Annotated in this window: 14 protein-coding genes and 1 tRNA gene; 9 read left to right on the top strand and 6 right to left on the bottom strand. The window is 69.9% G+C overall.

What is annotated here, in order from left to right; genetic code table 11:
- Positions 1-12: 12 nt before the first annotated feature.
- A complete protein-coding gene (locus BM066_RS20450) occupies positions 13-2,820 on the bottom strand; it encodes a TonB-dependent receptor (protein WP_255367669.1) in 2,808 nt (935 codons plus the stop codon).
- A 528-nt stretch (positions 2,821-3,348) separates the two neighbouring features.
- On the opposite strand from BM066_RS20450, the gene BM066_RS20445 reads away from it, so the two are divergent.
- A complete protein-coding gene (locus BM066_RS20445) occupies positions 3,349-4,815 on the top strand; it encodes a glycoside hydrolase (RefSeq protein ID WP_255367668.1) in 1,467 nt (488 codons plus the stop codon).
- Here the strand turns inward: BM066_RS20445 and BM066_RS20440 are convergent.
- From BM066_RS20440 to BM066_RS20430, 3 genes are read right to left on the bottom strand one after another with little or no spacing between them, the layout of a single operon-like run.
- A complete protein-coding gene (locus BM066_RS20440; protein WP_018062616.1) occupies positions 4,812-7,262 on the bottom strand; it encodes an FtsX-like permease family protein in 2,451 nt (816 codons plus the stop codon). The two genes, BM066_RS20445 and BM066_RS20440, sit on opposite strands and share 4 nt — an antisense overlap.
- Positions 7,263-7,270: 8 nt before the next feature.
- On the bottom strand, positions 7,271-7,957 hold the full coding sequence (locus tag BM066_RS20435; RefSeq protein WP_018062617.1) for an ABC transporter ATP-binding protein: 687 nt from the start codon (positions 7,955-7,957) through the stop codon (positions 7,271-7,273).
- Positions 7,954-9,255: an efflux RND transporter periplasmic adaptor subunit gene (locus BM066_RS20430; RefSeq protein ID WP_255367667.1), complete on the bottom strand. Its 1,302-nt coding sequence runs from the start codon at positions 9,253-9,255 to the stop codon at positions 7,954-7,956. The genes BM066_RS20435 and BM066_RS20430 overlap by 4 nt, the downstream gene beginning before the upstream one ends.
- A gap of 99 nt (positions 9,256-9,354) precedes the next feature.
- On the opposite strand from BM066_RS20430, the gene BM066_RS20425 reads away from it, so the two are divergent.
- Together BM066_RS20425 and BM066_RS20420 are read left to right on the top strand one after the other, a co-directional pair.
- Positions 9,355-9,933, top strand: coding sequence for a response regulator (locus tag BM066_RS20425; RefSeq protein ID WP_018062619.1), 579 nt, complete (start codon positions 9,355-9,357; stop codon positions 9,931-9,933).
- On the top strand, positions 9,923-11,122 hold the full coding sequence (locus tag BM066_RS20420) for a sensor histidine kinase (protein ID WP_018113143.1): 1,200 nt from the start codon (positions 9,923-9,925) through the stop codon (positions 11,120-11,122). The genes BM066_RS20425 and BM066_RS20420 overlap by 11 nt, the downstream gene beginning before the upstream one ends.
- Before the next feature lie 57 nt (positions 11,123-11,179).
- On the opposite strand, the gene BM066_RS20415 is transcribed toward BM066_RS20420, so the two are convergent.
- A complete protein-coding gene (locus tag BM066_RS20415) occupies positions 11,180-14,080 on the bottom strand; it encodes an ATP-binding protein (RefSeq protein WP_018061835.1) in 2,901 nt (966 codons plus the stop codon).
- 193 nt (positions 14,081-14,273) lie between these two features.
- On the opposite strand from BM066_RS20415, the gene BM066_RS20410 reads away from it, so the two are divergent.
- The 6 genes from BM066_RS20410 (at position 14,274) to BM066_RS20385 (ending at position 19,853) form a co-directional block, all read left to right on the top strand.
- Entirely contained in the window at positions 14,274-15,530 is a 1,257-nt protein-coding gene (locus tag BM066_RS20410; RefSeq protein WP_018061836.1) for an MFS transporter, read from the top strand.
- Positions 15,531-15,627: 97 nt separating this feature from the next.
- Entirely contained in the window at positions 15,628-16,410 is a 783-nt protein-coding gene (locus BM066_RS20405) for an alpha/beta fold hydrolase (RefSeq protein WP_018061837.1), read from the top strand.
- 139 nt (positions 16,411-16,549) lie between these two features.
- Positions 16,550-17,581, top strand: coding sequence for an alpha/beta fold hydrolase (locus tag BM066_RS20400; RefSeq protein WP_018061838.1), 1,032 nt, complete (start codon positions 16,550-16,552; stop codon positions 17,579-17,581).
- 13 nt (positions 17,582-17,594) lie between these two features.
- Positions 17,595-18,092 (top strand): cytochrome P460 family protein, encoded by a 498-nt coding sequence (locus tag BM066_RS20395; protein WP_018061839.1) that lies wholly within the window; start codon positions 17,595-17,597, stop codon positions 18,090-18,092.
- Positions 18,093-18,141: 49 nt separating this feature from the next.
- Positions 18,142-19,416, top strand: a complete 1,275-nt coding sequence (locus BM066_RS20390; protein WP_018061840.1) for an epoxide hydrolase family protein — start codon at positions 18,142-18,144, stop codon at positions 19,414-19,416.
- Between the two features lie 26 nt (positions 19,417-19,442).
- Entirely contained in the window at positions 19,443-19,853 is a 411-nt protein-coding gene (locus BM066_RS20385; RefSeq protein WP_018061841.1) for an organic hydroperoxide resistance protein, read from the top strand.
- Between the two features lie 282 nt (positions 19,854-20,135).
- Here BM066_RS20385 and BM066_RS20380 read toward each other — a convergent pair.
- Positions 20,136-20,226 (bottom strand) — tRNA-Ser (locus tag BM066_RS20380).
- Positions 20,227-20,284: the final 58 nt, after the last annotated feature.

Here is a 20,284-nt window from a genome sequence, read left to right as displayed (position 1 = left end):
AGCTGGGGAGGATCAGTAGGTGATGCGCAGGGCCACGCCGAAGCGCCTGTCGTTGAGCTGGTACTGCAGCGGCGCGGCGGGCGTGCCGATGTAGAGCACGTTCATGCGGTTGTTCAGGTTCACCGCATCCACCGAGAACGCCACGTGGTCGTTGATGTCGACGCTGAGCGACGCGTCGAGCGAGGCGTAGGGCTTGGCGTATTGCGCTTGGCCGTTCGCGCCGCTGCCCGTGGTCTGGTCCAGATAGGCCGAGCGCCAGTTATAGGCGACGCGGGCGCTGACCGGTCCCTTCTCGTAGAGGCCGATCAGGTTGTAGCTGTTCTTCGACAGCTTCTGGAGCGGCAGCTGGGCCGGCGCATCGGACCCAGGCGAGAAGAAGGGGTTCGTCACGCTGCTGTCGACATAGGTGTAGTTGGCCTGGACGCCCAGCCCGCTGAGCAGCCCCGGCAGGAAATCGAAGAACTGCTGGTAGCCCAGTTCCAGACCCTTGACGGTCCCCTTCCCCGTGTTGACCACGGTGCTGACGTCGTAGATTTTACCGTTGTACGTGCCCTCGACCGTGCCGTTGGCCAGGAAGCCGTCGACCTTCTTGTAGAAGACCCCGGCGGTCAGCGAGCCGGTGTCGTTGAAGTACCATTCGGCCGTCAGGTCGTAGTTGTCGGACTCGATGGGCCGCAGCATGGGATTGCCGGAACTGGCGCTGGGATGGCCCGTTTTCGGATTGACCTGGTTGGGGTTGTTGAGCGTCAGGTTGGTCGACAGCTGGTCGAAATTGGGTCGGGCCAGGCCCTTGGAATAGGCCAGGCGAGCCTGGAGCGTATCAGTGAGCTTGGCGCGCAGATTGAAGCTGGGCAGGACGCGCGTGTAGCTATTGTCCACGTCGATAGGCGCGGTGGTCCCGTCATTGTTGAATTGGGTGCCCGTGGACGTGGCCTCGGTCTTGATCACCCGCACGCCGACGCCGCCGTCGATCGCCACGCCGGCCACTTCGCCCGCATAGTCGGCGATCGCCCAGCCGGTATAGGTCTTCTCGGTCTGGCTGTTGAGGTCGCCCGGCGTGAAGGCGTCCTTGGTCTGGGCGCCGAACAGGGCGTAGAGCGCCTTGGTCTGGGCCCAGACGCCGTCGCCCTTCGGGAAGGCCGGATAGAGCAGGCCGCCCCTGACGGTGTTGCCGTCAAACCAGTGCATCGACGGGCCAGGCATCGACAGTTCCGGGTGGGCCGAAAGCGGGACCAGCGGCGTGCCGGACGGCGCCGAACAGTTCGCGTCGGGCCCCAAGGCCGTGATGCAGACGCCGTGCCAGGTGCCCCGCAGGTCGATGCTGTTGTCGGAATAGCGGGCTCCGCCGCGCAGCTTTTCGAAGAAGCCGCCTTCGAGGTCGTACTCGACGTCCGCCGCCAGCGACAGGGTGTCGGCGTCGTTGCGCTGCAGGGAGTCGGCCATGAACGGCGTGGTGTAGTTGGCCGGGTTGTTCAGGACCGACGCGTCACGCACGTCCCACCGGGGGTACTTGCCGGTCAGGTCGAAGTCGACGATCGACTTGTGGGGTGCGGTCAGCCCCGTCTGGCCCGACTGGGAGTAGAGCGACAGCACGTGACCGTTGCGGTCGGCATTGTAGTAGGACTTCAGGTACTGGGCGTCGAAATTGGCCTTGAGGCGGTCGGTCGGCGTCCAAGCCGCGTTCAGGGTGAAGTTCTGGCTCTGGCTCCAGAGCTGCTGGTCGAAACGCCCGGTCTCGAAGGTCTGGTTCTGCAGCGAGCCTTTGGTGGCGTAGCCTTCGTCGTTGAAGGTGAAGCTCGCGCCGGTCAGAGGGTCCGTGCCGTACTCGATGATGTTGCCGTTCGCGTCCTTGACGTTGGAGCGGTTGTTGAAGTCGTAATAGTAGGCGCCGGTCCGGTTGAACCAGTATTTGGTCCGCTGGTACTGGGCCGTCAGCAGCAGCTGATCGCTCGGCCGCCACTGCACCGCCGCGGCGATGCCCAGGCGCTTGCGGTCGCCCGTGTCGTCGTAGATCTCGAAGCCGTAGGGCACCTGGGCGTTGGCCGGCGCATTGGCGATCGAGCCCGGCTTGACGGCGTCGAAGGGTCCGGCCAGCAGGCCGTCCTGGCGATAGCGGCTCTTGCTCAGTACGGCGTTGAGCAGCACGCCGATCTCGCCGACCGAGGTGTCGAACCGGTCGCTGTAGAGGCCCGAGATCGAGCCGCCGTTCTTCCGGACCCGGTCGTAATAGTTGCCGCGGAACGTGGCGCTGAGGACGCGGTCGGGCGAGTCGAAAGGCTTGCGGGTGCGCAGGTTCACGGCCCCGCCGACGCCGCCTTCGATGATGTTGGCGGGCGCGTTCTTGTAGACGTCGGCGCCGGCCAGCAGCTCGGGCGGCACGCCTTCGAGGTCGAACGCCCGGCCGCCGGAGGCCGAATAGACCGCGCGTCCGTCGAGGAAGTTCTGCACCTGGGTCAGGCCCCGGATGGCGATCGCCGGCTGGGTGCGGTGGTCGAAGTCGGTCGCGCCCTCGCCGTAGCGGCGCTGGATCTGGACGCCGGTCACGCGCTGGAGGGCCTCGGTGGTGTTGGCGTCGGGCAGCTTGCCGATGTCCTGGGCCTGGATCGAGTCGACGACCTGGTCGGCGTTGCGCTTGATCGCCTGGGCCGAGCGCAGGCTCGCGCGCACGCCGGTGACGACGATTTCGGAAACCGTCTGGTCGGCCGGAGCCTGGGCCGCGGTGTCGCTCGCCGCCTGGGCCGCCGCCGATCCGGCGGCCGCGCAGACCCCGAGGGCCGCCACGGACGCGCTCAACATCAGCCGGAACTGAATACCCCTCATCTCGTTTTCCTCCTGCTTTCGATTCATCGCGCTCTCGTGCGGCGCGATTTCGAGCCAGACATATTCCGCTCTCATTTGTACTACAAGTATGATTTTAGTGGTCAGGCCAGTAAAAGAGAATTGGCCTGCTGAAATCCCGGCGCACGGTTCCGCAAGACGGCGGCGATCGCCCTCCCAGCATCGCTGCGCCGCCAGGGGTTTTGGGATTGGCCCCGAGTCGCATCGATCGTTCCCCCTCCTTTTCCTTCGGACTGAAGGCGAACGTTTCGGGCGGAATATTCAAGCTTGGCGGGGGAAAAGGGAATCCTCGTGAGCAAACAGGGGCGGCTGACGATCAGCGGCGCGCCTCCCGCGCGGGCCGCGCGCGAACGACCGCCATTCATCGGCGCCGTCCTCGCCCCCGAAGGTGTCCAGGCCAGTTCGCGACGACACGATCGCTCGGCCCCGATCGATCATGGGCCGGCTTGCCGGAAAATATCAATTATCATACCAAACCTGACGTAGTGCGACAATGACACGGGAGGCTTCATGGGGCTGTCACGACGCGAGGCCCTCGGCCTCCTGGCGGGATTGGCGATCGGCTCCAGGGCCGTGGCCGCGACGCCCCGGACGCCCAGGGTCCAGCTCACCCTGCGTCCGGCCCTCGATCGCGCGGGCCCGGCGTTCGAAGGCTGGGGGACGGCCCTGGCCTGGTTCGCCAACGTCACCGGAGGTTGGCCCGAGGCGGAACGCCGGCGGCTGGCCGACCTGTTCTATGGTCCGGACGGGCTGGGCTGGACCATCGGGCGCTACAATATCGGCGGCGGCGCCAGGCCCGGGGATCCGCCCTATCTGCGGACCGGCGCGGCGGTCCCGGGCTTCTGGCGCCGGCCGGCCGGCGCGGTCGGCGAGGACTGGTGGCGTCCCGAGGACGAGTCGATGTGGGACTGGTCGGCCGACGCCAACCAGCGCTGGTGGCTCGACGCGATCAAGGCCCGCGTGGACCGGCCGATCCTTGAGGCCTTCTCCAACTCGCCGCCCTGGTTCATGACCGTCAGCGGCAAGGTGTCGGGCGCGGTGAAGGGAACCGACGACAACCTGCGGCCGGGCCTGGAGCCCCTGTTCGCCGCCTATCTGGCCCGCGTCGTCGACGAACTGCAGCGCCGCCACGGGATCGCCTTCCGCACCCTGTCGCCGGTCAACGAGCCCAACACCGACTACTGGTTCGCCGCCAACACCCAGGAGGGCGCCCACTGGTCGCCCGCTCGCCAGGCCGAGATGATCCTCGCCTCGGCCGCGGCGCTTCGGGCCCGCGGGCTGAAGACGGTCGTCAGCGCGCCGGACGAGACCAACTCGCACCGCTTCCTGGCCGACTGGGAGGCCTATCCCGAGGCGGCCCGCGCGGCCATCGGGCAGTTGAACGTGCACAGCTACGGCGTCGTCAACCAGACCGGCGTGCGCGACGTGGCCAGGGCCTCCGGCCTGCGGCTATGGATGTCCGAGAACGACACGCCCCTCGACAAGGAGCCCGAGGCCTTCGACGGCATGGGCTCGCCGTTGGCCCTGGCCGAACACGTGGTCATGGACCTCAAGCGGCTGGAGCCGGCGGCTTGGGTCTTCTGGCAGGCGGTCGAGGACCTGAGCACGCGCGACGGCAAGCCGGGCTCGAACTGGGGGCTGGTCAAGGCCGACCTGCGCGGCCCGCCCGAGGGGCCGCACGCGATCCATGTCACGGCCAAGTACCATGCGATGGCGCACTTCAGCCGCTACATCCGGCCCGGCCACCGCCTGACGCCGGTCGACGACCTGGACACCGTCGGCGCTGTGTCGCCTGACGGCGCCGAACTGATCCTGGTGCATGTCAACGGCGGGCTCTCGCCGCGCGAACTGACCACGCCCCTGACGGGCTGGTCGGCCCGGATGGTCGTCACCGACGCGACGCGGCGACTGCAACCGATCCCCGGAACCGTCGCCCCGCCCCGCTCTATCGTCACCCTGGTGCTGCGGCGAAGCTAGTCATGTCGCAGCGCCCTGCCCGGTTCGGCCGACGCCGCCGACCAGGCCAGGCCGCCGACCGCCATCAGGCCGATGGCGATCGCCGCCGCGGCCCCGGCGACGAAGACCAGCGGGCCCACGGCGACCGGATCGTCGAACTGCGAGAGCCAGCGCCGGAGCATCCAGTAGGCCAGCGGCCAGGCGACCAGGCAGGCGACCGCCACCGGGCGCAGGAACTGGCCGATCAGCAGCCGGGCCACCTGGGCGCGGGTCGCCCCCAGCACCTTGCGCACGCCGATCTCTCGTGTCCGCCGCGAGGCGTTGAACGCCGCCAGGCCGTAGAGCCCGATGCAGCCGATCCCCGCCCCCACCATGGCGCCCAGGCTGAACAGGTTCGTGCGGTCGCGCTGGGGCTTGTAGTAGCGGTCCAGATTGACCAGGGCGGTCTTGCCCTCGAACGGGACATCCGGAGCCGCCTGGCGCCAGGCGGCCTCCAGCCGCGCGCGAACCTCGGCTTCGCTGAGCCCCGAATAGCGCACCAGCGTGATCGGCCAGCCGACCGGCCAATAGGCGGGATAGCCATTGAACGTATAGAGCTTGGCCGGCGTCTTCTCCGTGGGGCTGTAGAAGCGCATGTCCTCGACGACGCCGACGATGCGGGTTTTCCGGTTCTGGAAGTCCAGCAGCTTGTCCAGGGCGTCCTGCGGCGAGGCGTAGCCCAGCTGGCGCACCGCCGCGCGGCTGATAACGGCGTTGGTCACCGTTTCGGGACCGGCGTTAGGCACGTACTGCTCGTCGCCGCCATGCGCGAGGTCAAGCAGCCGCCCGGCGACCAGGCTCGTTCCCAGCGTCTGGAAATAGTCCGGGCCGACCGCGGACCAGTTCAGCGTCGGCGAGAGTTCTGGACGCGTTGGTCGATCCAGGCGCGTGGCCGTCGAGTTCGACTCCATGGTCTGGTCGGCCGGCGCCGCGCTGCCGGCCGCTACGCCGGTCACGCCGGGGATGCGCTGGACGGCGCTCCAGAAGGCTTGGCGCTGCTGCGTCGTTGCCCCGACGCCGCGCGTGGCGGTGACCAGATAGAGCCCGTCGCGCCGGAAGCCGAAGTCGACGGCCTGCATGTGGCGGATCTGGCCGAGGAAGCCCAGCATCAGCACGAAGGCGGCCACGACGGCGGCGAACTGGACCGTGATCAGCCCCTCCCTCAGCCGCGCCCCGAACCGGCCGCCGCTCGGCGTGCGACTCGAGGCCAAGACCTGGGCGGGCTGGTAGGCCGAGAGCATGAAGGCCGGATAGACCGCGGCCGCCAGCCCGGCCGCTAGCACCAAACCGAAGACCCCCGCGACCCACGCGCCATCGACGCGATAGTCCAGCCCCAGCGACAACCCGCCGGCGGCGTTGATCAGCGGCAGGGCCAGCTCGACCATCGCCAGGCCGATCAGGAACGCCAGGGCGATGGTCAACCCCGCCTCGCCCAGGAACTGCAGGCGCAGGACGGCGGCCCCGGCGCCCAGGGCCTTGCGCACCGCCACTTCGCGGGCCCTCAGTCCCGCGCGGGCGGTCGCCAGGTTGACGTAGTTGATCAGGGCCAGGCCCAAAGCGACCCAGCCGACCAGCCTCAGAGCCTCGATCGCGGCGCGTTGCTTGGGATCGACGAGGTGAACGTCCGCCAGCGGCACGAAGCTCAACCTCATAATGTCGTGCGGCGTCACCCCGTCGCCGAAGGCCTTGCCCACGCGGCGATCGACGAAGCCCGGCAACTGCGCCTCCAGGGCCGGGACCTCGGCGGGATCGTCGAACTTGAAATAGGCTTGGAGAGTAACGATGCCCCAGATGTTCCAGCCTCCCGTCGTCGCGATGTCGCGCGGCGTCAGGAGACGCATAAAGTCCAGCCGCAGATTGCTGTTCTTGGGAAGATCCTGGAGCACCGCGGTGACGGTGTAGGCGTTTCGGCCAGCCAGATCGCTGATCTCGAGACGGCGGCCAACGACGTCGACAGCGCCGAAATACTTGCGGGCCATGGTCTCCGACAGGACCAGGTCCGCCGGGTCCCGCAAGGCCGCGCCGCGGTCGCCGGCGATCAGCGGGACCTGGAAGAAGGTCAGGAAGTCGGCGTCGACCAGCTCGATCTGCTCGCTCGAAACGCCGGCGCCCCTGTGGATCACCGCCGGCTGCGTCCAATCCCGCACGCCGCGCACCTGGGGATAGTCCAGCTTCATCTCCTCCAGCAGTCCGCCCATGGCCCCGACCCGCGCGCCCGGCGCGACGCCTGGGACGTTGAAGGCGATGGCGGCGGCATAGATCTTGTCGCGCTCGGGCGTCCAGCGGTCGTAGCCGGTCTCGAAGCGATGCAGCAGGCTGAGCGTCACGAAGGCGGCCACGCCGAGGCTCAGGCCCAGCAGGTTGAGCGCGGCGTAGAGCGGGCGCCGGGTGAAGGAGCGCCAGAAGGCGATCAGGACGGACTGCAGCATGGCGCGCCTCACAGGGCCTGGGCGACGGAGGCCACCAACCGGCCGTCCAGCATGTCAATCCGCCGGCCGGCCTGGTCGGCGTGGCTGGGCGAGTGGGTGACCATGACGATGGTGGCGCCGGTCGCGTTCAGGCCCCTGAGGATGTCCATGACCTGGGCGCCGTTCTCGGTGTCAAGGTTGCCGGTGGGCTCGTCGGCCAGGAGCAGGTCGGGTTCGCCGACGATCGCCCGGGCTATGGCCGCGCGCTGCTGCTGTCCGCCCGAAAGCTGGTGCGGAAAGTGCCGGGCGCGATGGGCGATCCCGACCCGGTCCATGGCCGCCTCGACCAGCGCTCGCCGCGATCCCGAGCGGCCCTTGCGGTAGATCAGGCCCAGCTCGATGTTCTCGGCGATGGTCAGGTCGTCGACCAAGTTGAAACTCTGGAAGATGAAGCCCAGATGCCGGGCGCGGTGCTGGGCCAACACGCCCTCGCTCCGTCGCGCCAGGTCCACGCCCCCGAACAGATACTGGCCGGATGTCGGACGATCGACCGCGCCGAGAATGTTCAGCAGGGTGGACTTGCCGCATCCCGACGGGCCCATCACCGCCACGAACTCCCCACGCCGGATAGACAAGGAGATCCCGTGAAGCGCCGTGGTCTCGATCTCGTCCGAGCGATAGAGCCGCGAGACGGACTGCAGTTCGATCATGATCATCCCTTCGATCGGATCCGGAGAAACTTCGCCTTGAGGACGTCCTGGGCGCCGGCGGTGACAATGCGTTCGCCCGGCTTCAGGCCGCCCAGCACCTCGGCCTGCTCGGGATTTCGCCGCCCCAGCACGATGGCCCGCCGCTCGGCCCGCGCGCCGTCGGGCGACAGAACGAAGGCGAAGGTCCCGCCGGTGTCGTTCAGCCACGCGCCCGACGGCGCGACGACCGCGGCCTGGGGCCGTCCCAGCGACAGGCGAAGGTCGATGGTCTCGCCGCGCCTGAGGCCCTCGGGCGGGACGCCCTCGAACGCCAGTTCCAGCGTCGCCCGTCCATCCGAAATCTGCGGGAAGACCTTCGTCACCCGGGCCGAGACTGGCCGATCGCGGACCGTCGCCTGAGCGCTCTGCCCCACCGACAGCCGGGGCAGGTAGAACTCGTCGAGCTTGGCGCGCAGCTTGTAGGCGCCCTCGGCGTCCACCTGGCCCAGCGGGTCGCCCATCCGGACGGCCTGGCCGGGCTTGAGGTCGAACGCCGTGAGCCGACCGGCCGTCGGCGCGCGAACCACCAGGGCCGAACGCCCGGCGCGGGTCTCGACGAGGCTGCGGCGCAGGTCCTGGGCGCTGCGGGCGGCCTGGGCGCGCTGCTCGGCGTAGAAGGCCGCGTCCGAGCGCTGCGCGGCCCGCAGGGTGGCCAGGCGCTCCTTCTGGTAGTCGACCTCCTCGACATAGGACTGTACGGCCGACGGGCTCAGCATCGCCTTGGCCAGCAGGATCTGCCGCCGGTCCAGCTCCTGCCGCGCCCGGCTCAGCGCGTGGGCGGTGTCGGCCAAGGCTTGCTCCCGGTTCTCCTCGGCGCTCTTCAGGCTCATCAGGCGGCCGGTGTTCTCGCTGAGCCGCGCGGCGATGTCGGCCTCGCGCGTCGTCACCTCCAGGCTCAATTGCGGATTGGACAGACGAGCCAGTTCCTGCCCGGCCGCGACCAGGTCCCCGTCGGCGGCGGGGACGGCCTCGACCCGGCCCGAGGTTTCGGCGGCGACGAACGTGGTCTGGGCCGGCGCGACCTCGGCGCGCAGCTGCGCATAGTCCAGATAGGGCGCGCGGACGACCACGCCGAACGACAGGGCCGCCGAGTCGACCTCGACCGTGCCGGCCCTCGGCGAAAGCCCCCAGGCCAGCAGCCCCGCGACCGCTACGGCGCCGAGCCCGACGGCCCAGCGCAGCGCGGGCGTCGGCCGCCAGCGCCGTTCGATGCGGCGGTCCATGCCGCCGGAGGCCGTTGGGGAAGTCGAGGCGAGCCTGCTCATGCTCCCAGGCTAATACAGACCGCGCAATTACAATAAGATGCTGGATTTATTTGACTTATTGGCCATTACACGAAACTCTCGTCCTCGATGAGCTCCCCAATGTGTCCGATTCCGAACAGGTCCGACGACCGTCGCCCGTGCGCGCTGTTTCTCGACGACGACCCCGACATCCTGGCGGCGGCCGAGCTGATCCTGGCGCGCGGCGGGTTCGATTTCCTGGCCGCCGAGACGCCGGAAGCCGCGCACGAGCGCCTCGACCGGGAAGCCGTCGACGTGCTGCTGCTGGACCTCAACTTCCGGCGGGGCGACACCTCCGGCGACGCGGGGCTGGCCTTCCTCGAGAAGCGCCTGGCCGCTAGGCCGGACCTGCCGGTGGTCGTGGTGACCGGCCATTCGGGCATGGCGATCGCCGTGCAGGCGATGCGGCTGGGGGCCCAGGACTTCGTCGTCAAGCCCTGGAACAACGAGCGCCTGCTGGCGTCGGTGCGCGCGGCCATGGACACGCCCCGGCGCGTGCCGGCCAACCTGCCGCCGCGGGACCTCAACCTCGAACGCTCGGAAAAGGCGCTGATCCAGGCGGCGCTGACGCGGCGCCAGTTCAACGTCTCGCAGGCGGCCAAGGACCTGGGCCTGACCCGCGCGGCGCTGTATCGCAGGATGGAGAAGCATGGGCTCTAAGGCCTTGGCCCTGCGCCTCCTGGCCCAGGCGTCGATCTTCGCGCTCGGCGTCCTGGCCTGGCTGGCGGTCACGCGCGGGCTGTACGCGACGGCGCTGCTGTGCGCGCTGGCCGGCGCGGCGCTGGCCCTGGACCTGGCCCAGAAACCGGGCGCCTGGCGGGTGGTCCGGCCGACGCCGATCCAGGCCAGGACCGGCTTCGCGGCGGCGCTGAACCGCCGCCGGCTGGAACTGCTGCTGGACCAGACGCCATCGCCGATCCTGCTGGGAATGGGCGACGATCGGATCGTCGCCGCCAATCGCGCCGCGCGCCGCGCCTTTGACACGCCGCACGCGTTGCCGGACGCCGCTCGCCTGGCCCTGACGGGCGATCGGCCGCTGTCGAGCCTGACCTCGCCGTTGCGCTGGCGCGACGCCAGCTACGCCGTCAGCCGGGCCGAGATCGTCGACGACGACGGCCATGCCGACCTTGTCGTGCTGACCGACATGACGGCCGACGTCCGCGCCGCCGAGGCCGCGGCGCTGCGTGACCTGCTGCGGGTCCTGAACCACGAGCTGATGAACGCCCTGACGCCGGTGGCGTCGATGAGCCGCAGCGCCCTAGACCTGCTGCGCGACGGCGGCCCGGCCGCGACGGGCCAGGCGATCTCGGCGCTCGAACGGGCGGTGGCCCGAACCGAAGGGCTGCGGGACTTCATCGACGCCTATCGGACCCTGACCCGCCTGCCGCCGCCCGCGCCCCGCGTCGTCGACCTCCCCGCCTGGCTGGACGTGGCGCGGGAGAGCTTCCGGGCGCAATGGGCCGCCAGGGGCGTGACGCTCGACTGTCCGCCGCCGCCGGCCGACGAGATCCGGATCGACGCGGACCAGATGTGGCTGGCGATCGGCAACCTGCTCAACAACGCCGCCGAGGCGGCGCTGGAACGCCCCGATCCCCACGTCCGCCTCGGCGTTCACCGGACCGAGAGCGAAATCCGGTTCCTGGTCGAGGATTCCGGGCCGGGCGTACCGAACGATCATACCGACCAGGTCTGCCTGCCCTTCTTCACCACCAAGGCGACGGGATCGGGCGTCGGCCTCAGCCTGGCCCGCCAGATCGCCCAGGGCCATGGCGGCGCCCTGACCCTGCTCCCGGCCGCGCCGGACGCTCCGCTCGGCGGCGCCCGGTTCTCCCTGATCGTCCCCCTCTGAGCCACAGAAACGGCGCCGCCGTCGACCGCGAGCGCGGTTCCCGACGTCGCTGGCGGATCATGGCCCTTTGGACGCAACCATCGCTTCCTGGAGCAGGCCCCAAAGCCGTTCGAGATCGCGCAGATCCGCCGTGTCCAGGCCTTCTACGAACGCGTCCCGCAAGGGCGTCAGGAGAGCCGGCGCTTCGTCGGTCCGCCCTTGCGCCAGCCAGAGCCGCGCCAGATCCAGCGCGGCGCGCAGCTCCCACGCGCGCGCGCCTTGTTCCCGACTGGTGTTCAACGCCTCGACCAGCAACCGTTCGGCCTCGGCTTGCGGGCCGGCGCCGTCTTGTCCGACGATGCGGGCGCGCAGACGCAGCAGTTCCGGCAGGGCGAAGGCCTCGCCGTTCGCGCGACACCGCGCCAGCGTGGCGTCCACCGTGTGGAGGGCGTCGTCGAGTCGGTCGCAAATCAGCAGACCCTGGGCCAAGGCCAGTTCGAACGTCGTTGTCAGCAGCTCGTAGCGGGCGGCGTGCAGCCGCGCGAGGCTCTCTTCGATCCAGGCCACGCCATCGACGGCCCGCCCCGTTTCGATGGCTCGGACGCCACGCTGGCCCAGCGCGGCGGCGATGTAGGGGACGAATCCGTTGACCTCGGCGATCTCGGCGAAGGCGTCCAGGCTGGCCTGCGCCTGCGCCTCGTCGCCCGTCCAGACATAGATCGAGTGACTCCAGATCAGGGCGATACAGCGGGTCACGGGGTGGTCGAGCCCGATGGCCTCGATCTCGGTCTGCACCGCCAATCGCCGAGCCTGGTCGGGCAGGCCTTGCAGCCACAGGACGCGCGCGAGGGCGATGCCGGACCGATTGCGATGATCGAAGCCATAGTACAGCGTGCGGCTTCGCTGCGACGGCGCGCTCTTCTGGAGCGAGATCTCCAGTTCGCGGCGCGCCCTGGCCTGGTCGCCGAACAGATGGTGCGACACGCCGGCCAGCGACGCGGCCAGGCCGATCGCCTCGGGATGGCCGACGCGCTCGGCGACGTCCACCGCTTGCTCGGCCCAGGCCAGGGCCTGTTCGAATTCGCCCACGCGCTCATGGAAGATGTGGAGCCGGCCCAGCAACCGCAGCTGGTTCCAGCGATCCCCCAGCGCGACGGCGATGTCGAGCGCCCGGCGCAAGGCGACGCCCGCCTCGGGGGCGTTGCCGCGCGTGAACATGATGGTCAGGCCAAGGGCGGCCTGCAGCTCCATTTCCATAGCCGTGCCGTGGAATTGGTCGCCCAGGCTCCGGACCGCGCGCTCGCACCAGGCGCGGCACTCCACGAACAGAGAGAGGTAGGCGAAGAGCGGAACGCCGGCGGCCACCAGGGAGGCGGCCACGGCCAGATCCCCCTTCGGACCGAAGCCCCATTCCAGGGCGTCGCGGATGTTGCCGATCTGGCCGGACATCATGGCCGCGCCGGCGAAGATCTCCTCGGGCGTTTCGCCCAACCCGGCCAGCGTGTCGCGGAAAAAGACCGCATGTCGCCGGCGAACCACATCCAGCTCGGCCGCGCCCCGTTCGTCCAGCTTGGCCCTGGCATAGGCCCGGGTGGTCTCCAGCAACCGATAGGCCTCGGGACAATGGGTCCGATCCGGCGTGACCAGGCACTTGGACGCAAGCTCCTCGAACGCCGCGACGACCTGCGCCTCGTCCAGGTCGCCGTCGGAGACGATCGGCAGCGCCGCCCGCAGCGAGAACGCTCCGCGAAAAACGGACAGCCTTTCCAGCGTGCGCCGTTCGGTCGGGCTCAGCAGTCCGTAGCTCCAGTCCAGCGTGGCCTGCAGGGTCTGCTGCCTGGGTTGGGCGGTGCGGCGTCCGGCCCAGCCCAGGGCGAACCGCTCGCCCAGCATGGCGCCGGTGGTCTCCAGGCCGTGGGCGGCCGCCCGCACCGCGGCCAGTTCGATGGCCAGGGCCATGCCGTCGAGCCGCTCGCACATCTGGGCGATCGTGCGCGCCTCGTCAGCGCCCACCTCCAGGGCGCTGTTGGCGGCGGACGCCCGCTCCACGAAGAGTTCGACCGCCGGGAAGGCCAGGATTTCCTGCAACGACAGTCCGGTCGTGTCGCTCGGAAACGCCAGGGCGCCGAGCCAGTGGATGTGTTCGTCGCGCGCCCGCAGGGGCTCGCGGCTGGTGGCCAGCAGGCTGACCTTCGGCGCCGCCTCCCGGATGCGCTCGGCGACGGCGCAGACGGCGTCGACCAGATGCTCGCAGTTGTCGAGGATCAGCACGACATCCCTGGCCTGGATGTGGCCCAACAGGACGCTCATCGGATCTTCGGTCTGCACCGGGATGCCCAGGGCGCCCGCCAGGGCCGAGGGGATCAGCGCCCCGTCCGCCAGGGCCGCCAGATCGACGAAGCGCACGTTGCGGCCATGCTCGCTGGCCAGTCTGCAGCCCACATCGATCACCAGGCTCGTCTTGCCCATGCCGCCCGGCCCCACCACCGTGAACAGGCGGGGCTCGGCCAGGCCGTCCAGCACACGCCGAACATCCGCTTCCCGGCCGATCAGCCGCGTCCGGGCCGGCAGCGCGCCGGCGGCGCTCAACGACAAGGCCGCGCCGCCGATTCCGGCCGGCGGCGCCGGTTCGACGGCCGCGGCCGTCCTGACCGTTCCCACGAAAGCGTAGCCCACGCCGACCTGCGTGGCGATCAGGCGCTCGTCCCCCTCTCCGTCGCCCAACAGCTTGCGCAGGTTGGCCATATGAAAGCGCAGGCTGGCGTCCTCGACGACCCGGCCCGGCCAGACGCGCTCGAAGAGTTCCCGCTTGGAGACGACCCGTCCGGCCTGTTCGACCAGGGCGACCAGCAGGTCCAGCGCCCGGCCGCCGATCTCGACCGGCGCGCCGTTCCGAACCAGCAACCGCTTGCTGGGCGCCAGCTCGAACGGCCCGAAAGCGAGCCAACCGACCTCGGGATCGGAAAATACGCGCTCCAAGAGGTCGATCCTTCCATCACGCTCGGACGCATGTCCGCCCATCAATCGCCTTCGTCCTAACTAGGGGCGTTCGCCCGAGCCGATCAATCTTCGACAAACGGCGAACAGCGGCGACTATCCCGCTGTGCCCGGCTCGGCTACCAACCGTGCTGTTTCCTTGAGCCGTGACTTAAGGTGGGGACTGAAGACCGGGATGACTCCGCACTGGTATCGAACGCTCGACGCCCAGGGCCGCCGAACGTTCTGGATCGCGTTCGCCGGCTTCGTGCTGAACGCCCTGGCGATCCAGCTCTATCCCTTGCTGCAGCCGACCATCGCGACCGCGTGGGGCCTCAGCGCCCTGCAGGCCGGCGCGATCGCCAGCGTCACCCTGGTCGCCTCGACCCTGGGCGGCTGGATCGCCGGCGCGCTGTCGGACCGCCTGGGCCGGGTGCGGGTTCTGCGGGCGACGATCCTGCTCTTCGCGGCCGCGACGCTGCTTTGCGCGATCTCCCGCGACGCCGTCCAACTGACGATCGCCCGCGCGATCCAAGGCGCCGCCTTCGGCGGGGAATGGGCTGTCGGGATCGTGCTGGTCGCCGAGGCCGCCGCGCCGGCCACGCGCGGGCGCATGGTCGGCGCCGCGCAAAGCGCCTGGGCCGTCGGATGGGCGATCGCGGCGGGAGGCGTCTTCTCGGCCTTCTCGTTCCATGATCCGGTCCTGAGCTGGCGCGTGGCGTTCGGCCTGGCCGCCGTTCTCGCCCTGGGCGTCCTGCTGCTTCGCCATCGCTTCCCGTCTCCACCCGCCGGGCGGCGCGGCGAGCGATCGGCGATCTGGCGCGATCTGTTCGCGCCCCGGCACGCCTACGCCACGTTCCGCGGGGCCCTGCTCGCCATCGGCCTGCACAGCGGCTACTGGGCTCTGGCGACCTGGCTGCCCACCCTGCTGCGCTTCGAAGCCGGCGACGGCGACGCGGGCCGACGGCTGGCCGTGATGATCGGCGGCTCGTTTCTCGGCTATTTCGGCGGGTCCTGGCTCAGCGACCATATAGGCCGGCGCGGGGCTCTGCTGACCTTCGCGGTGACCGCCACTTTGTTCGTCCCGGTCTATTTCGCCCTGCCGCACTCAAAGGCCCTGGCCATCGTCCTGGGCTTTCCGCTGGGCTTCCTGGCCACGGGCATGTTCAGCGCCAGCGGACCGGTGCTGGCCGAGCTCTATCCGACCGCGCTGAGGGGATCGGGCCAGGGCTTCTGCTACAACCTGGGACGCGGCGTGGCGGGGCTGACGACCGGCGTCATCGGCGCGGGCGTCGACGAGGTCGGCCTCGCGCCCGTCCTGGCCGCCGTCGTGGCCGGGGCCTACGGCCTGGTCGCCCTGGCCGCTCTCCTCCTGCACGAGACCCGCGGCCGCGTCCTCGCCGACGACGCGCCCCCGGCGCTGCGAGAACTCACAGCGCCTCGCGACGCCTAACGCGCCAAATCGCCCGGTTCGATCAAGATGAAGACCGCGGCCAGGGGGCCGCTGCGCGTCGGCGCACCTCTTCATCTCCGGTCCCGGGAAGCCATCCATGCCCAAACTGCTCAGCGCGCTCGCCATGGTCCTGACTCTCGGCGGGTCGGCCGCGCTGGCCGCGCCGCCCCGCAAGCCCGTCACGATCGTTCTGGTCCATGGCGCCTTCGCCGAATCCGCCAGCTGGAACCGCGTCGCGGCGCAGCTGAAGGCCGACGGCTATCGCGTGATCGCCGCCGCCAATCCGCTGCGTAGCGTCAAGGACGACGCCGCCTCGGTCGGCCGGGTGGCGGCCGCCGTCCAGGGCCCCGTCGTGCTGGTCGGCCACTCCTACGGCGGCGCGGTGATCAGCGACGCCGGCGCGACGCCGCCGAACGTCAAGGCGCTGGTCTTCGTGGCGGCCTTCGCCCCCGACGCCGGCGAGAACGCCCTGGAGCTGACCGGCCGCTTCCCGGGCGGCACGCTTGGACAGGCCCTGGCCCCGCCCGTCATGCTGCCGGACGGCAGCAAGGATCTCTACATCGACCAGGACAGGTTCGGCGCCCAGTTCGCCGCCGACGTCGCGCCCGAGGAATCGGCGCTGATGGCCGCCACCCAACGCCCCGTTCGCGACGCCGCGCTGACCGAGGCCTCGGGCCCGCCGGCCTGGCGGCGCCTGCCCTCGTGGTTCGTCTACGGCACGGGCGACAAGAACATTCCGCCCGCCGCCCTCGGCTTCATGGCCAAGCGCGCGGACTCCAAGAAGACCGTCGTGATCGAGGGCGCCTCGCACGTCGTCATGGTCTCGCACCCCAAGGCCGTGGCCGAGGTGATCGAGGCGGCCGCCACGGCCAAGCCGTGAGCCGCGCCGGCGGCGGCCCCTCCCCCTCGCCGCCGCCGGCCCCAACCCGCCAGACCTCGCGCGCCGTTGCAGGTCCTAACGACAAGACGGACCGCCCGCGCCCAGCTTTCCTACGGCTTCAACATGAAGGCGACCCACCATGACCGATGACCTCCCCGTCCCCACCATCGACGCACGCCGGCGGCGCCTGATCGGCGCGATGACCTTGACCGTCTCGACGGCCGCCTTCGCCGGGACCGGCCTCGCTCAGGGCGCGACTCCGGCCAGGACCCTGCCGTTCAGCGCCCTGAAGCACGTCGACGCGGGCGTGCTCAGCGTCGGCTACGCCGATCTGGGGCCGGTCGACGGAACCCCCGTGCTGCTGCTGCACGGCTGGCCCTACGACGTCCACGCCTTCGCCGAGGTCGGCCCGCGCCTGGCCGCGGCGGGCTATCGCGTGATCATTCCGCACCTGCGGGGCTACGGCTCGACGCGGTTCCGCTCCGCCGACACGCCGCGCAACGGCCAGCAGATGGCGCTGGCGGCCGACGGCCTGGCCCTGATGGACGCCCTTGGGCTGCGACGAGCGATCGTGGCGGGCTTCGACTGGGGCGCGCGGACCGCCGACATCATGGCCGCGCTCTGGCCGGAGCGCTGCAAGGCGCTGGTCAGCGTCAGCGGCTACCTGATCGGCAGCCAGCAGACCAACAAGGCCCCGCTGCCGCCCAAGGCGGAACTGGCCTGGTGGTACCAGTTCTATTTCGCCACCGAGCGCGGCCGGGCCGGCTACGCCGCCAACACCAAGGCGTTCGCCAAGCTGATCTGGCAACTGGCCTCGCCGCAGTGGAAGTTCGACGACGCTACGTTCGACCGCAGCGCCGCCTCGCTCGACAATCCCGACCATGTCGACATCACCATCCACAACTACCGCTGGCGGCTGGGCCTGGCCGACGGCGAGCGCCAGTACGACGACTTCGAGCGCCGACTGGCCGCCGGGCCGACGATCGGCGTGCCGACCATCACGCTGGAAGGCGACGCCAACGGCGCGCCGCATCCCGATCCGGCCGCCTACGCCAGCAAGTTCACCGGCAAATACGCCCATCGGCTGATCACCGGCGGGATCGGCCACAACCTGCCGCAGGAGGCGCCGGCCGCCTTCGCCCAGGCCGTGCTCGACGTCGACCGGCTTTGAGGGGGAACGCGTCATGCATCCCTCCTCGATGCTGGCCGGCGGCGGCGTCCTGGCCATGACCGCCGGCCTGGCCTGGGCCGCCGCGCCCTCCCCGGCCGCCTCGCCGATCTACGGCGTGACGATCCCCAAGGGCTATCGCGACTGGACGTTGGTCGCCCCCGCCCAGGAGGCCGCGCCGCTGGACGAGCTGCGGGCGGTCGTCGGCAATCGCAAGGCGCTGAACGCCTACCGCGCCGGAACCCGCCCCTTCCCGGACGGGACGGTGCTGGTGAAGCTGGCCTGGAAACATGCGCCCTCGCCCGACTTCGCCCCCGCCTCGATCCCCGGCGCGGCGACCACGGTCCAGGTCATGGTCAAGGATTCCCGGCGCTACGCCGCGACCGGCGGCTGGGGCTTCGGACGCTTCATCGACGGCAAGCCCGCCGACCTGGCCCAGCACGAGACCTGCTTCGCCTGCCACGCCGCCCGCGTGAAGGACCGCGACTACGTCTTCACGCGATACGCGCCCTGACGGCCGGACGCCCCCTTTCCTCTCCTCTCAAGCTCCACGGAGTTTTCCAGTGAACACCCCTTTTCTCCCCGCCACCCGCCGCGCGGTGGTCGGCGGCCTCGCCGTGGCCGGCGCGACGGCCCTCGCCCCGGTCGAACTGCTGGCCAAGACCGCTTCCTCCGCCGTCCGCCCGTTCAGGGTCGCGATCCCGGAGGCCGACCTGACCGCGATGAAGCGGCGCATCGCCGACACGCGCTGGGCCGACGCCGAGCCGGCGACCGACGACAGCCAGGGCGTGCGCCGCCAGACCCTGGAGCCGCTGATGCGCTACTGGGCGACCGGCTACGACTGGCGCAAGGTCGAGGCGCGGCTGAACGCCCTGCCGATGTTCGTGACCGAGATCGACGGCCTGGACATCCAGTTCATCCATGTCCGCTCGCGCCACGAGCAAGCCTTGCCGATGATCCTGACCCACGGCTGGCCGGGCTCGATCCTGGAGTTCCTCAAGGTCATCGACCCGCTGACGAACCCGACCGCCCACGGCGGCAAGGCCGAGGACGCCTTCCACCTGGTCATCCCGTCGATCCCCGGCTTCGGCTTCTCGGCCAAGCCGAAGGTCACGGGCTGGGGCTCGGACCATATCGGCCGCGCCTGGTCGCAGTTGATGCTGCGCCTGGGCTATGAGCGCTACGTCTCGCAGGGCGGCGACTGCGGCTCGGTGATCTCCCAACGCATGGCGCTGCAGAAGGTCCAGGGGCTGGTCGGGATCCACTTGAACATGCCGGCCGTGGTCCCGGCCGAGATCGCCCACGTCATGGCCGCCGGCGACCCCGCGCCCGCCAGCCTGTCGGCCAAGGAGCGCTACGCCTTCGACAAGCTGGAGGCCTTCTATCGCGACAACGCCGCCTATGCCGCGATGATGAACACCCGGCCGCAGACGATCGGCTATTCGCTGGTCGACTCGCCCGTCGGCATGGCCGCCTGGATGTACGAGAAGATCTCGCAATGGACCTATAGCGGCGGCGATCCCCTGAAGGTCCTGACCCGCGACGAGATCCTCGACGACTTCTCGCTGTACTGGCTGACCGCCACCGGCGCCTCGGCGGCCCGGATCTACTGGGAAGACCACTCCAACAACTTCAACGCCCGCGGCGTCATCGACCTGCCGGTCGCGGTCAGCGTCTTCCCCGGCGAGATCTTCCAGGCCCCCAGGAGCTGGGCCGAGCGCTGCTATCGCAACCTCTTCTACTTCAACGAGGCCTCGAACGGCGGCCACTTCGCCGCCTGGGAGCAGCCCGCGCTGTTCGCCCAGGAAGTGCGCGCGGCCTTCCGCACCCTGCGCTGATCCCGCTATCGAAAGGAACCGACACCATGAACCCCCGCACCCTTTATACCGGCAAGGTCCACGTCACCGGCGGCCGCGAAGGCGCCGCCCGCAGCGCCGACGGCCGCCTGGACATCAAGCTCTCGACGCCCGGCGGCCCCGGCGTGGGGACCAACCCCGAGCAGCTTCTGGCCGCCGGCTGGTCGGCCTGCTTCGAGGGCGCGATCGCCATCGCCGCCAAGCAGATGCAGGTCTCGCTGCCCGAAGCGCCGACGATCGACGCCGAGATTGATCTCAACCTCGGCGACGACGGCTACGGCCTGGCCGCCCGGCTGAACGTCGCCCTGCCCCGCCTGCCGGCGGACACGGCACGGGCGCTCGTCGAGGCCGCCCATCGCACCTGCCCCTATTCCAAGGCGCTGGCGGGCAATATCGGCATCGAGATCAACCTGGTCTGAGCCTGAGGGCAAGGTCGAGGGATATCACCCCTTCCCACACTTCAGCCGACGTCGCGGCGTTCGCGGCGGCGGCGGCTGAAGGCGGTCCCGCTGGGCGCCAAGGACGGCGTTGGGGACTTACTACACCTCAGCTGTCAGCCAAAGCGCGCTCGCTGAAGAGGCTATGAGATCGATCAAAGGATCGACCTGGACCAAACGGGAACAATCAAATGGCAAACCCTATTTGAAGGTCGGCCACACTCCTCCTAGGGGACTGTTACGTATGACTTTTCGGAAGGGAAATGGCGGAGACGGAGGGATTCGAACCCTCGATACCCTTTTGAGGTATGCCGCTTTAGCAAAGCGGTGCCTTCAGCCTCTCGGCCACGTCTCCTCCTGAGAGGGAGCGGTTCGATAGCCTGTTCGCGGCGGCATGACAACGCGCTGTCTCG

The organism is Caulobacter sp. UNC279MFTsu5.1, assembly GCF_900114015.1.
Lineage (GTDB): Bacteria > Pseudomonadota > Alphaproteobacteria > Caulobacterales > Caulobacteraceae > Caulobacter.
This window is presented reverse-complemented; position numbering and strand designations above follow the sequence as displayed.

Excerpts from the sequence above, each read along its gene's own strand:
- BM066_RS20400 (WP_018061838.1), top strand. The coding sequence starts at position 16,550 with ATGACCGATGACCTCCCCGTCCCCACCATCGACGCACGCCGGCGGCGC.
- BM066_RS20430 (WP_255367667.1), bottom strand. The coding sequence starts at position 9,255 with ATGAGCAGGCTCGCCTCGACTTCCCCAACGGCCTCCGGCGGCATGGAC.
- BM066_RS20435 (WP_018062617.1), bottom strand. The coding sequence starts at position 7,957 with ATGATCATGATCGAACTGCAGTCCGTCTCGCGGCTCTATCGCTCGGAC.
- BM066_RS20385 (WP_018061841.1), top strand. The coding sequence starts at position 19,443 with ATGAACCCCCGCACCCTTTATACCGGCAAGGTCCACGTCACCGGCGGC.
- BM066_RS20440 (WP_018062616.1), bottom strand. The coding sequence starts at position 7,262 with ATGCTGCAGTCCGTCCTGATCGCCTTCTGGCGCTCCTTCACCCGGCGC.
- BM066_RS20405 (WP_018061837.1), top strand. The coding sequence starts at position 15,628 with ATGCCCAAACTGCTCAGCGCGCTCGCCATGGTCCTGACTCTCGGCGGG.
- BM066_RS20425 (WP_018062619.1), top strand. The coding sequence starts at position 9,355 with ATGTGTCCGATTCCGAACAGGTCCGACGACCGTCGCCCGTGCGCGCTG.
- BM066_RS20395 (WP_018061839.1), top strand. The coding sequence starts at position 17,595 with ATGCATCCCTCCTCGATGCTGGCCGGCGGCGGCGTCCTGGCCATGACC.
- BM066_RS20450 (WP_255367669.1), bottom strand. The coding sequence starts at position 2,820 with ATGAGGGGTATTCAGTTCCGGCTGATGTTGAGCGCGTCCGTGGCGGCC.
- BM066_RS20420 (WP_018113143.1), top strand. The coding sequence starts at position 9,923 with ATGGGCTCTAAGGCCTTGGCCCTGCGCCTCCTGGCCCAGGCGTCGATC.
- BM066_RS20410 (WP_018061836.1), top strand. The coding sequence starts at position 14,274 with ATGACTCCGCACTGGTATCGAACGCTCGACGCCCAGGGCCGCCGAACG.
- BM066_RS20445 (WP_255367668.1), top strand. The coding sequence starts at position 3,349 with ATGGGGCTGTCACGACGCGAGGCCCTCGGCCTCCTGGCGGGATTGGCG.